Genomic DNA, 11,158 nt, shown 5'->3' with positions numbered 1-11,158 from the left:
ATTTTGTAGTTTTGAATAAGATTGTTCATGTATTTAATGACTTGGTAATCAATTAAATATACGATTTTTTAATCAAATGGACAATCTTTTTTTTTTTAAATTCCTAAATGCACAACAGGTGGATCATCTATCTACCCTTGGAAGATGTGGAAAGCGAACACTGTGCACTTATCGTTGATAAGGGGTTGGCACAGGTAAAAGAATTGCTGCCGTTAAAAACGGTCAAAAGAATAGCTGAAAAAACGCAAATAATTTAAAACGAACAGATATGATCACAACAGAGAAAACTTTATCGGAAGTTATGGAGATCCTCAGACAGCGGGGCTATACCGAAGACTTCAACCTATTGGTAGTTTCCGCATCCTATACGCCGGACAAACATTGCATCAACATCAATGATCTGGTCATTGATAAGATCTACCGTTTTACCGGGCAGAACGATCCGGATGATGAAGCCATCCTTTACGCTATGCACAATAAGAGTGATGGGGCTAAAGGTGTATTTGTGAATGGTTACGGGACCTACACGGACACCGAAGCAGACGAGATCATCAGTAAAATTGCAGTACATGAAAATGATGCGGATGATTGGACAATAGATTGCTCAGGTAACTGCTAAAAATGTATAATTAACTGTAATTTTTATTAAATTATGCATAATAATTCACTTATTATGGCTATTCTCATTTTTTGATGACCAAAAACAATAGGGATATCGTTGAATATTCCTATTGCCTGTTTAAGTTATTGAAATCTATAAGTTTGTACCACCGTCAACAGCAAGTGCCTGTCCTGTTAAATGTTTGGCACCTGCAAGATATAGTACACCATCGGCAATGTCTTCAGGTGTTTGCTCTACGCCTTGAGGTATGTAAAACTTTTTGTTTCTTTCCCAAGATTGCTCTTCAGTTTCGCCTTCCAGTTTGGTTCTGTTTGCCCTTCCGTCTTCACCTCTCCACATACCTGTCCCTACGATTCCAGGACAGATCGCATTAACCGTAACACCAGAGCTGGCAACTTCACGGGCTACCGTATTGGTATAGCCATAGTTATGGGATAGCTGAAAATCTCCTCCAAAGAGATTTTTCAGCGGATTCCCTCTCGCAAAAATGGGTTGGAGACATCACTTACATCCATACTGGCAAAGGTTGGCTCTATCTAACAACAGTCATCGATCTTGAGGACAGAAAAGTCATCGGATGGTCTTTGAGTACCGATATGACTGCTAAAAACACTTCTGTAGAAGCCATCAAAATGGGTATTGTAAACCGGGGTGTCAAAGGTGGGCTTATTTTCCATTCGGATAAAGGGATCCAATATGCCTGCGATGAATTCAGCGAGGTAATTGTAGAAAACAAGATACTTCAAAGCATTAGCAGGAAGGCGAATTGTTGGGACAATGCAGTGGCTGAGAGCTTTTTCAAGACGTTAAAGGCGGAAATGGTTTATCAGAGGAAATTCATGGATCAGCAGGCGGCTAAATTAGAGGTTTTTGGATATATTGAGGGATTTTATAATACCAAAAGAACACATTCTGCACTGGGGTGCAAAACCCCCAAGCAGATCGAAGAGATGCTGCTGGATAAAGAAAGATTGGCAGCATAAAAAAGTCTCCTATTTTAAGTTGCAATTCCAATTTGAAAGATCCTACAAAAGTTATAGGAAGATTTAAAGAACCACTTTATTACCCGACGAAAATGAACGTTCCGGTTATGTCCCAAATGTAGTTTACACATGCGGGGCAATCGTCCACAACAATGAACTCATCATCCCCTATGCCATGAGTGACTATGCATCGTCTTTTGCATCGGTAAACCTTGATTTATTATTGGAAGAATTACTGCGGGAAAACACTTAAATTATTGCCAATAATAATACGTAACTTGCATCTATCAATTTAATGCTTTCTTGAAATTTCGCCTCTGTAATAGTCTGTTCAATGAAAGTGTTGTAAACAAGGAAACAAAAATGAGTGAAAAAAGAAACATATCGAACAAACTTTTTGCAGAGCTTTGCAACCGTTTCAGCAATGAAATAAATAGCTCCTTTGAGATAAGGACTTTTAAAAAAGGAGAATTTATATACAGAAAAGGTAATAAGCCTAAAGGTGGGTATTTTATGAAATATGGGTGGGTTAAAATATTTAGGGGTGGCAATGAAGGTGATGAGGTTATATTGCGGATGCTTGGGCATAACGAATTTATTGGTTATGTATCTTTAGTAAAAGATACACCATACCCTGACAATGCCCAGGCATTAGAATATTGCGAGCTATACTTTTTTCCCCGAAATGTATTCCTCACACTTATACATGAGAACTATGATTTTACCAGGTCAATTATTCAAATGTTGTGTAATGAGATAAATAGCAGTGAAAAAAAAATTGTGAACCTGCATTCAAAGAAAATTGATTCACGGTTGGCTACTTTATTATTAGATCTCGAACAGGCATCTGAAAATAGCACTGTGCATGATGACAGCCTGATTCGTTTACCTAAAAAAGATTTGGCTAAAATAATAAACATTAGCCCTGAAACGCTTAGCAGGTATTTAACCAGGTTTCAGGAATCCGGACTTATTAAATCTATAAACGGAATGATTGAACTTTTAAGAAAAGACAAATTATTTAAAATATCAAATATGAACGATTGAACAAATTTTTTCAGTGTCTTGACTTGAATCAAGGAAAAGCATTTCTAAAATACATAACTTTGACTAGAATCATTTTAAATTATTCGTTTTTAACCTTTAAACTTAAAAATTATGGCACTAGTAAAAACAAATTTTCCATTATTCGGAAATCTTTTTGATGATTTCTTTGGCACCGAAATGGCCGATTGGAGAAACCAAAACTATTCGACTACCAACACCACACTTCCTAAAGTAAACATTAAGGAAGACGAAAATGGGTTTATAGTTGAAATGGCTGCGCCGGGTATGAAAAAAGGCGATTTTAAAATTAATGTTGATAACAGCCTGCTTACAATTTCTTCGCAAAAGCAGGAAGAACAAAAAGAGGGCGAAGGTGAAAAATACGCCAGGAGAGAATTTGCCTACCAGGCTTTCACCCGTTCCTTTACCCTGCCCGATAGCGCCGATGCTGATAAAATCAGCGCTTCTTACAACGATGGTATTTTAACCGTTACTATTCCAAAAAAGGAAGAAGCTAAGCCTAAACCGCCAAAAAGCATTGAAATTTCGTAATTTATTATAACAGGTCATCGCAAAAATTGCGATGCCCTGTTATTGAATTTAATTGTAAAACTTTAAAAAAAATAGGCTGATATGGACTTAATTAAATGGACAAAAAACATTAAACCATAATTTCCAAATGTTGTTGAGAAATTTTTTGGTAAAAAAATTGACGACCAGGCTTCGGGTTCGGAAGAAATCGCCAGCGTACCCGCAGTGAACATAAACGATAAAGGCACCACCTTTGAAGTTTCTTTGGCCGTGCCGGGAATGGATAAAAAAGACATTAAACTTGAAGTTAAGGACAATTGCTTAGTTGTTTCTTCTGAAAAACAATACGAAAAAGAAGAAAACGAAGGCAACTGGATGCGCCGTGAATATGGTTATGCCTCGTTCCAACGAATGTTTCAATTACCCGAGAATGCAGACCCTGAACATATAGATGCTTCTATGAAAAACGGAGTATTGAAAATAAAAGTTGGTAAAATAAAGGGTAAAGAAGAAAACAAAAAGGCAATAGAAATTAAATAGTAACCACAAAATTAAATGATTATGAAAATATTAAATAAAATTCTTTATAGTTTTCTGGCAATTGTTTTACTAACAAGTTGCGGAGATAAAAGCCAAAACAAAAGCGAAGAAGAAAGTGTCGCGCAAACGGAAGAAATCCGAATGAAAAAACCGGTTGAATTGGGTATGAATGCCGATTCACTTGCAGCTAAGGTTCAGGAGCAGGCAATTGGTGCTGTTGAATCATTGAATGACCAAAAAGTGACAGAAGCCTCAGAAGCTCTCGCACAAGTTTACGTGGCGCTTGACGCCCTCGAAGCAAAGAATACCAAAGGAGCTCTGGCAGCGCTTGAAAAATCAACCGGCAAGTTAAATATTTTACTGGCCCGTAAACCCGATTTGGCACTGGTACCTATTGACGTATCGGTTAAAACCATTGACCTGGTGGCCGACCTTGAAACAATCAGGAATATAAAAAGAGCAGCAATACAGGCCTTAAAAGAGGACTATTTCCAGGTGATGCGCGATGAGTTAGCAAAACTGGCCAGTGAATTGCAGATTACTAAAGTTGAATTACCTTTAGCAACTTTTCCCGAAGCCATGAAATCAGCAGCGGCTTTAATTGACAAAGGGAAAACTGATGAAGCCAAAGTAGTGCTATACACAGCTCTTAACACATTAGTTGTAAGCGAAGAACGCATTCCTTTGCCTATACTGAGGGCACAGGCGCTTATCGCACAGGCCATAACCGATGATGCTTCCAAAGACAAAAAGAAAAAGGTGCTCGCACTTCTTGACAATGCAGAATACCAGTTAATTATGGCCGAAGAGCTTGGTTATGGCGACCGCGACCGTGAATATAAAGAACTAAACAAAGCCATTAAAGAATTGAAAAAATCAGTGAAAGATGATGGTGATTCTCAGGCATTGTTTGAGAAATTTAAAACAAAACTTGCTGATTTTAAGAAAAGAATAGCTTCATAACAATTTTTATTCTTAACTTTTAGATTAAATTAACCGGGGCTGTAAGATATTAGATAACATACAGCCCCTTTAGGCAATAAAAGCCGGAATAATATTTCGAAATTTTAAAAATGTTGATTAATAATTCCAAAACAGTGCAAACATGAAAGCAAATTACATAGCCTTGTTCATTGCTTTTTCAATAGCCTTTTCGTCGCTGAAAAAGCATTGCGTTTGGCAGCTTCAACTTATGTAATTGCTGCTTTGTATTCGCTTGCTACTTTACTCTATTATTTGTTTGCTTTGCTTGGACATAGTGATGAATAATAACTATTTAAGAATATGGAATACAAAGATTACTATAAAATACTGGGTGTTGATAAGAAAGCCTCTCAGGATGAAATAAAGAAGGCATATCGCAAACTGGCGGTAAAATACCATCCGGACAAAAATCCCGGGAACAAGGAGGCAGAAGCAAAATTTAAGGAAATTGGTGAGGCTAATGAAGTATTGAGTGACCCGGAAAAAAGAAAACTATACGACCAACTGGGCTCCAATTGGAAGCAATACCGGGATGCTGGCTATGACCCATCAACCGCTGGTGGAAGAGCAAGATATTCACAGGGTGCACCCGGGGGGCAATATTATTATGAGTTTGAAGGCGACCCTTCTGAGTTTTTTGAAGGTGGTAGCAGTGGTTTTTCCGACTTTTTTGAGTCTTTCTTTGGAAGAGGAACCAGACAGGGGAAAGGATTCTCTGGAACCGGCGGGTTTTCCGGGTTCGGTGCAGATATACCCGGTAACGACCTGGCAGGAGAAATAACTATTTCATTACAAGAAGCCTACACAGGTACCGAACGCATTATTGACATTGGGGGTGAAAAGATTAAGCTGAAAATAAAACCTGGAGCTTACTCTGGATTAAAACTCCGCGCAAAAGGAAAAGGAGAGAAAGGCCAGGGAGGAAAGGGAGGCAACCTGTACATCACCATCAACGTGTCCCCTCACCCGGTTTATGAGCGCAAAGGAAACGACTTGTATATGAACATGCCTGTGGATTTGTTTACAGCACTACTTGGTGGCGAAATGGAAATCCAAACCCTGTCAGGCAGAATAAACATGAAAATTCCTGAAGGTACTCAAAACGGCAAACAGTTCAGGCTTAAAGGAAAGGGTATGCCTGTATATGGTACATCTTCGTATGGTGACTTATATGTTAAAATTCAGGTGAAGCTACCGGATAAATTGACCCCGGAACAAAAAGAACTGGTTATGAAATTGAGAGACAGTGTTCAGAAAACAAATCGTTGATTGAAAATGACCAAATTAAATATGAAAAAAGTTTAATCATATAAGAATCAAAATTCATAGCCAATTAAAATGAAAACAAAAATTGTGCCTACCGATTTTTCTGATTGCACATATAAAGCACTACGTTATGCCGCTTATATTTCAAAAAAAACCGGTGCCTTAAAATGAAATAAGATGAAAACAACAATTCATAACAAACATTTATTGACAGATAGCAACTTGGCAAGTCAGTTTAGAGAGGTCATAAAAAATCATAATAAATTTTTTGACCGCATGGATGTTCTTCTTAATTCCAATAAATTGGATGCTTATTTAACAGAAACCAATAAGGGGATAAAAGCAACTTTTTATTTAAAACAAGGAGCTAACCAGGTTTTTGCAGAAGCTGAAGGCACTGAACCGGCGATCTTAGCTGAACAGATAATGACCCGGCTTAAATCCAGGTTTTTAAGGCAATTTATAGCTTCACAAAAAAAAACAAGACTTAACATAGCAAGCAAGCATTTATCCCAACTTAATAAGCTAAGAAACGAAGAGGATAAAGAACACTTTAACTTCCTTATAAAACAACTTTTGCCTGCTATCCGCGGGTTTGTAGCCAAGTATCTTTCGTATAGCAAAACAAAAGTTCCCAGCGGGTTTACAATTGATGATTTGGTGGATGAGATATACCTTGCTCTTTATGAAAGATTTGAAGAACGACCTAAAAATGACAAAGAGTTCTCCCCATGGAGTTTTCAAATTGCCCGCGAAACTTTGGAAAGTTTTATGGAAAAGCATTACACAAAAAACGCACATATTTCGTTCGATAAGCTGGCTGAAGAAGAACTTTTAAGCATGGAAGAAAAATTTACCGCTGATGCAGACGGAGAACTTATCATGCAGGAAGATTTGGATGATATTTCTTACGAGAACACAAAATTAGGCAATGAGATTCTCAACAACGATGCGCTAATTGAACTCCCTGCCGATATTGAAATAGAACCCGTTGTAAACGAGGTTTTGGCTAATGTTGATGAAAATGCTAAACGGGCTTTTGAACTGTTCTGGCTACATGAAATGACTGCTAATGAGATTGCAAAGTCGATGCGTATGCAAATTGAAGCTGTCGAAAATATCATTGATGATATCACATTCAGTATTGTATCAAAACTAAAAAATAAAAATGTATGAAAAAGATAGAAACAATAGTTCCGTACAACCAAAATGTGCCATTGCATATTGGGGCTTTTATTGAAGCCATAAAACAATTGGAAATGCACTTCAATGCTGCATCCATGGAACATTTTTTCGAATCAGATAAGGAGTTGGGGATGGCTATTAAACGGGCAATGGCTATTTGCAGGAATTTAGGGTTTCCGCTTGAGCAGCACTTCAGCAAAAGGTACGTTTCTAACAGCGATTCGCATAACTTAAAGATTGACTGGCAAATGTCTAAAACGGCGTATTTCCTAACCATGATTAATGGCGACCCAGACAATCCTTTAGTTGGCCGTTTTCAATGGGAGTTGTTAAAAAAAATGGTCTGATTTATTTCTTAATGAAACCCTTATGCACTGCCGTCCACAACAAGGACATGAACCAAGCTTGCGAGCTCGCCAAAGGCAATAAACAAGAGGGTTCCACGGAAATAGAAGTGCTAAAGTCAATTTTGACGATTATAAGTGTTTAAAAAACAGATGTCTAATTAAAAATATATTCGAGGGAATAAATAGTTTCAAACTTTTAAATTAAAAAACAATAAAAATGACAACAATTATTAATGAAGTTCAAGACGAACAAAAGGGAATAAGAAGTATTTCCTCAAACTGGTGGGCTTTCATCATTAAAGGCTTCCTTGCGCTAATATTTTCGGTATTGGCTTTTATTATGCCCGTTACAGCCATACTTGCCCTGGCAATTGCTTTTGGTGCATTTGCCTTAGCTGATGGTATTTTTGGCATTATTGCATCGGTTCGGAAAATCAGAAAGGGAAATCGGTGGGGATGGCTTATTTTTAGCGCTATTATTAGTATACTGGCAGGTATTGCTGTTATTGTTTCTCCACTTATTGCCACTGTTGTAATTGCCAGCTTTTTATGGGCCAGCATTAGTTTTTGGTCAATATTCGTTGGCATATCAGAAATAATAACAGCCCTTCGGCTTCGCAAAGAAATCAAAGGAGAATTGTGGATGATATTAAGCGGATTATTCTCAGTTATATTGGGAGCTATCATCCTCTGGATGTTTATAACCCAACCTGAAGATGTATTGTTGGCTTCGGGTTGGTTGCTTGGAATTAATGCGTTTCTATCGGCAATGACTTATTTCTTTTTGGGTTTTAAATTAAAAAAACATCAGAAAATGGTGCAAAAATAAAACTTTGGTAACTTTAACTTTTATTTGAAATGAATCATGGATTGTTAAACGGACTGTTTATAGTATCGCTTACGATATTATTTTTAGCACTTTTATTAAAAAAGGCGAAACAACCTTATTTTATTGCCTATATCATAGCGGGAATCATTCTGGGGCCTGAGGTGTTCGGGGTTATTTCAAATTCACCAACGATTAACGAAATTGGAGAACTTGGTGTAATATTACTCATGTTTTTTATCGGAGCAGAAATTAACCTGCCCGACTTTTCTAAAAGTTTTAAAAAACCGTTACTGGGTACATTATCGCAATTGCTGCTCAGTTTTGCTTTCATGGTTATAACAGGTCAAATTTTAAATTGGTCCTGGCAGGTAATTATACTTTTGAGTTTTGTCATCAGTTTAAGTAGTTCTGCCATTATTTTTCAATATTTATCAAACACTGGGCAAATTAAAAGTAAAATAGGGCTGTTAACATCCGGAGTATTAATCATGCAGGATATACTCATCGTACCAATGATGCTTACCTTAAACTTTATGGCCAAAGGTAAATTGGAGACCATTGAGTTAGCAAGAACAGTAGTTGGCGGTCTGGCCATATTGATTTTTATGCATTTCGCCATTCGCAAAAAACTAATAAAAATTCCATTCAGGCAAGATTTGATACGAGACCACGACTTGCAAGTATTTTTGGGTTTTGTTTTGTGTTTTGGCATGGCACAAGTAAGTCATTGGTTTGGGTTATCGGCTGCTTTGGGGGCGCTTTTGGCAGGTATATTGGTCGGACAGGATAAGTCCACCCAATGGTTAGATCATGCCCTAGTCCCTTTTCGTGTTTTCTTTTTAGCCTTTTTCTTTTTAGCAGTTGGTTTGCAACTTAACCTACACTTCGCATACCAAAACATTGGTGTTATATCGTTAATCACCCTTGCAGTTATGGTTATTAATAGTTTAATAAATGCCATGATATTTAAAGGCATGGGCAGTACATGGCATGATAGTATATATGCCGGAGCTTTGTTATCTCAGATTGGCGAATTTAGTTTTGTTCTTGTTAGTACGGCTGCTTCCCTGGGGGTAATAGGCGATTATAGTTATCAAATGACCTTAGCTGTAATAACTGCTACCATGATGATAAGTTCTGTTTGGATAGGGATAATACAAAATTTCATTTACAAGCTCCCTAAATTATCTCATAACTAAATTATCTGATGAAATGGATTCCATGAACTCAAATTTCATAAAGATGGGATTAACCATTATTTTGGTGATAGTTGTATTCCTTCTGAAAGCGTTAAGTGAAAAACGACTTATTAAGCTTTCTGCACTTTATTCATATGAACCACATCGTCTATTTCTGGTAAGAAAAACGATTGCTATAGCTTTTTGGATTGCTTTGATTTTTTTAACGCTTATAATTTCGGGGGTAAACCTAAATAATATTTGGGTATATCTTGTGGGTTTTCTCTCTGTTGTAGCAATTGAGTTGTTTGCTGTATGGAGTATTTTAAGCAATATTATTTCAGGAATATTTATTTTTATAATGAACCCTTTCAAAATAGGTTCGAAAATAAAGCTGCATGACCCTGAAGTACAAGCGACAGTAGTAAATATAAATCTGATGTTTACTGAATTAGAAGATGATGATGGAATCTTTAACGTACCAAATAATACTTTCTTTCAAAAACCGTCAAGGGTATTAATGCGGAAAAAAAACAACCAAATTAAATGAAGACATTTAAAAAACTGATAATAATAGCTCTTATACTCTTTTTTGGGTATTTGATTTTGCGTATGGTTTTAAATAGTAAAAAGACAGAACCTTTTACATACGAGATATTTGCAGCCATTATAGGTTTCACAATAACTGCCCTAACAACCTGGTCGTTGCTGGGGAAACAAACCGAAAATGAGCTTAACAAAGAGGTACGTATTCGTCATTTAACTTTAAAAACGACCATTTACCAGGAACTTATAAGGCAATTGGAAGATATTGTGCGTAAAGAAAAGATTACCCACGAGGATATAATAGAATTAAGGCTTTTAAGCCAACGAATGATTTTTATTGCTGGTGAAAATGTTTTGGTTGCGTTCAATAAGTTTGTTATCCGGTTTGTTAAGCTGGCGAAAAATGAAAAGATTTCTGAAAAAGACCTGGATGATTTGTTAGATGAAATGTCAATGGTTTCGGTTGAAATAAGAAACGATATTTTAGATAATAAGGTAAAGCAAGATATGGATGTTCAATCCTTTGAAAAACTTATTCTTAAAACAAATGAACTTATGGATTTTTCGGATAATTGATATTGTCAGCCCCTAAACCGTCAATATGGCATTTTTCTACCAAATAAAAATGTCATAATGATATCATTGTTGCTGTAGCACTTAAGTTCATTATAAATTAAGTGATAAAACTGGGTATTAACAAATAAAATATTACAAGATATGGGAAAAATTATAGGTATTGACTTAGGAACAACCAGCTGTTATGGAGGGTAATGAACCCGTTGTAATTCAAAACAGTGAGGGTAAAAGAACCACCCCATCTATTGTGGCTTTCATGGAGAATGGAGAAAGAAAAGTAGGCGACCCTGCCAAACGTCAGGCTGTAACCAACCCCCAAAACACCATAAGTGCCTGCACCGTATTTCTGGTGTCTGTAAATCGTCAGCAAAAAGTTGACACTATATAGTATAAAAGTTAAGGAGTGTTTTTCAAAAAAGAATTAGATTTAATTATGGAAACACCTAAAAAGAAAAGTTCCGAAAAATTCGTAAAAGACATCCGTAAAAATACAAGGAGGATCTTTACAGCCGAGCAGAAAATTT

Annotated in this window: 14 protein-coding genes and 1 pseudogene; 14 read left to right on the top strand and 1 reads right to left on the bottom strand. The window is 36.7% G+C overall.

Features of this window, described 5'->3' with window-relative positions; all coding sequences use genetic code 11:
- Window positions 1-268 precede the first annotated feature (268 nt).
- On the top strand, window positions 269-619 hold the full coding sequence (locus IV513_RS13645; protein WP_209391110.1) for a hypothetical protein: 351 nt from the start codon (window positions 269-271) through the stop codon (window positions 617-619).
- Between the two features lie 135 nt (window positions 620-754).
- Here the strand turns inward: IV513_RS13645 and IV513_RS13640 are convergent, their stop codons facing one another.
- Window positions 755-1,090 carry an SDR family oxidoreductase gene (locus tag IV513_RS13640; RefSeq protein WP_245168953.1) on the bottom strand — a complete coding sequence of 112 codons (336 nt, stop codon included), beginning with the start codon at window positions 1,088-1,090 and terminating at the stop codon, window positions 755-757.
- On the opposite strand from IV513_RS13640, the gene IV513_RS13635 reads away from it, so the two are divergent.
- The 13 genes and pseudogenes from IV513_RS13635 to IV513_RS13565 form a co-directional block, all read left to right on the top strand.
- On the top strand, window positions 1,057-1,605 hold the full coding sequence (locus IV513_RS13635) for an IS3 family transposase (protein ID WP_209391112.1): 549 nt from the start codon (window positions 1,057-1,059) through the stop codon (window positions 1,603-1,605). The genes IV513_RS13640 and IV513_RS13635 overlap by 34 nt on opposite strands.
- A gap of 363 nt (window positions 1,606-1,968) precedes the next feature.
- Window positions 1,969-2,652, top strand: a complete 684-nt coding sequence (locus tag IV513_RS13625; protein WP_209391109.1) for a Crp/Fnr family transcriptional regulator — start codon at window positions 1,969-1,971, stop codon at window positions 2,650-2,652.
- 111 nt (window positions 2,653-2,763) lie between these two features.
- Window positions 2,764-3,204 carry an Hsp20/alpha crystallin family protein gene (locus IV513_RS13620; protein WP_209391108.1) on the top strand — a complete coding sequence of 147 codons (441 nt, stop codon included), beginning with the start codon at window positions 2,764-2,766 and terminating at the stop codon, window positions 3,202-3,204.
- A 204-nt stretch (window positions 3,205-3,408) separates the two neighbouring features.
- Entirely contained in the window at window positions 3,409-3,723 is a 315-nt protein-coding gene (locus tag IV513_RS13615) for an Hsp20/alpha crystallin family protein (protein ID WP_209391107.1), read from the top strand.
- A gap of 21 nt (window positions 3,724-3,744) precedes the next feature.
- Window positions 3,745-4,686 carry a YfdX family protein gene (locus tag IV513_RS13610; protein ID WP_209391106.1) on the top strand — a complete coding sequence of 314 codons (942 nt, stop codon included), beginning with the start codon at window positions 3,745-3,747 and terminating at the stop codon, window positions 4,684-4,686.
- Between the two features lie 321 nt (window positions 4,687-5,007).
- Window positions 5,008-5,976, top strand: coding sequence for a DnaJ C-terminal domain-containing protein (locus IV513_RS13600; RefSeq protein WP_209391105.1), 969 nt, complete (start codon window positions 5,008-5,010; stop codon window positions 5,974-5,976).
- Between the two features lie 174 nt (window positions 5,977-6,150).
- Window positions 6,151-7,149, top strand: coding sequence for a sigma-70 family RNA polymerase sigma factor (locus tag IV513_RS13595; protein ID WP_209391104.1), 999 nt, complete (start codon window positions 6,151-6,153; stop codon window positions 7,147-7,149).
- On the top strand, window positions 7,146-7,505 hold the full coding sequence (locus IV513_RS13590; RefSeq protein WP_168638209.1) for a hypothetical protein: 360 nt from the start codon (window positions 7,146-7,148) through the stop codon (window positions 7,503-7,505). Before IV513_RS13595 ends, IV513_RS13590 begins: the two co-directional genes overlap by 4 nt.
- Window positions 7,506-7,722: 217 nt before the next feature.
- Window positions 7,723-8,334 (top strand): HdeD family acid-resistance protein, encoded by a 612-nt coding sequence (locus IV513_RS13585; protein ID WP_209391103.1) that lies wholly within the window; start codon window positions 7,723-7,725, stop codon window positions 8,332-8,334.
- 41 nt (window positions 8,335-8,375) lie between these two features.
- The gene (locus tag IV513_RS13580; RefSeq protein ID WP_245168950.1) at window positions 8,376-9,533 is read left to right on the top strand and encodes a cation:proton antiporter; all 1,158 of its coding nucleotides are present in this window, start codon (window positions 8,376-8,378) and stop codon (window positions 9,531-9,533) included.
- 43 nt (window positions 9,534-9,576) lie between these two features.
- Window positions 9,577-10,062, top strand: coding sequence for a mechanosensitive ion channel domain-containing protein (locus IV513_RS13575; protein WP_209391101.1), 486 nt, complete (start codon window positions 9,577-9,579; stop codon window positions 10,060-10,062).
- On the top strand, window positions 10,059-10,634 hold the full coding sequence (locus IV513_RS13570) for a hypothetical protein (protein WP_209391100.1): 576 nt from the start codon (window positions 10,059-10,061) through the stop codon (window positions 10,632-10,634). Before IV513_RS13575 ends, IV513_RS13570 begins: the two co-directional genes overlap by 4 nt.
- A gap of 141 nt (window positions 10,635-10,775) precedes the next feature.
- Window positions 10,776-10,962 (top strand): annotated as a pseudogene (locus tag IV513_RS13565) (Hsp70 family protein); the annotation flags it as partial.
- Window positions 10,963-11,158 lie beyond the last annotated feature (196 nt).

This window comes from Chryseobacterium sp. RR2-3-20 (assembly GCF_017808115.1).
In the GTDB taxonomy this organism is placed as follows: domain Bacteria; phylum Bacteroidota; class Bacteroidia; order Flavobacteriales; family Weeksellaceae; genus Chryseobacterium; species Chryseobacterium oryzae.
Note: the sequence above shows the minus strand (reverse complement) of the source record. Positions and strands in the feature narration are given on the sequence as shown.

What these genes read in the sequence shown, in the direction of transcription:
- IV513_RS13575 (WP_209391101.1), top strand. Translation starts at nt 9,577, where the DNA reads ATGGGATTAACCATTATTTTGGTGATAGTTGTATTCCTTCTGAAAGCG.
- IV513_RS13620 (WP_209391108.1), top strand. Translation starts at nt 2,764, where the DNA reads ATGGCACTAGTAAAAACAAATTTTCCATTATTCGGAAATCTTTTTGAT.
- IV513_RS13585 (WP_209391103.1), top strand. Translation starts at nt 7,723, where the DNA reads ATGACAACAATTATTAATGAAGTTCAAGACGAACAAAAGGGAATAAGA.
- IV513_RS13570 (WP_209391100.1), top strand. Translation starts at nt 10,059, where the DNA reads ATGAAGACATTTAAAAAACTGATAATAATAGCTCTTATACTCTTTTTT.
- IV513_RS13600 (WP_209391105.1), top strand. Translation starts at nt 5,008, where the DNA reads ATGGAATACAAAGATTACTATAAAATACTGGGTGTTGATAAGAAAGCC.
- IV513_RS13625 (WP_209391109.1), top strand. Translation starts at nt 1,969, where the DNA reads ATGAGTGAAAAAAGAAACATATCGAACAAACTTTTTGCAGAGCTTTGC.
- IV513_RS13595 (WP_209391104.1), top strand. Translation starts at nt 6,151, where the DNA reads ATGAAAACAACAATTCATAACAAACATTTATTGACAGATAGCAACTTG.
- IV513_RS13645 (WP_209391110.1), top strand. Translation starts at nt 269, where the DNA reads ATGATCACAACAGAGAAAACTTTATCGGAAGTTATGGAGATCCTCAGA.
- IV513_RS13590 (WP_168638209.1), top strand. Translation starts at nt 7,146, where the DNA reads ATGAAAAAGATAGAAACAATAGTTCCGTACAACCAAAATGTGCCATTG.
- IV513_RS13610 (WP_209391106.1), top strand. Translation starts at nt 3,745, where the DNA reads ATGAAAATATTAAATAAAATTCTTTATAGTTTTCTGGCAATTGTTTTA.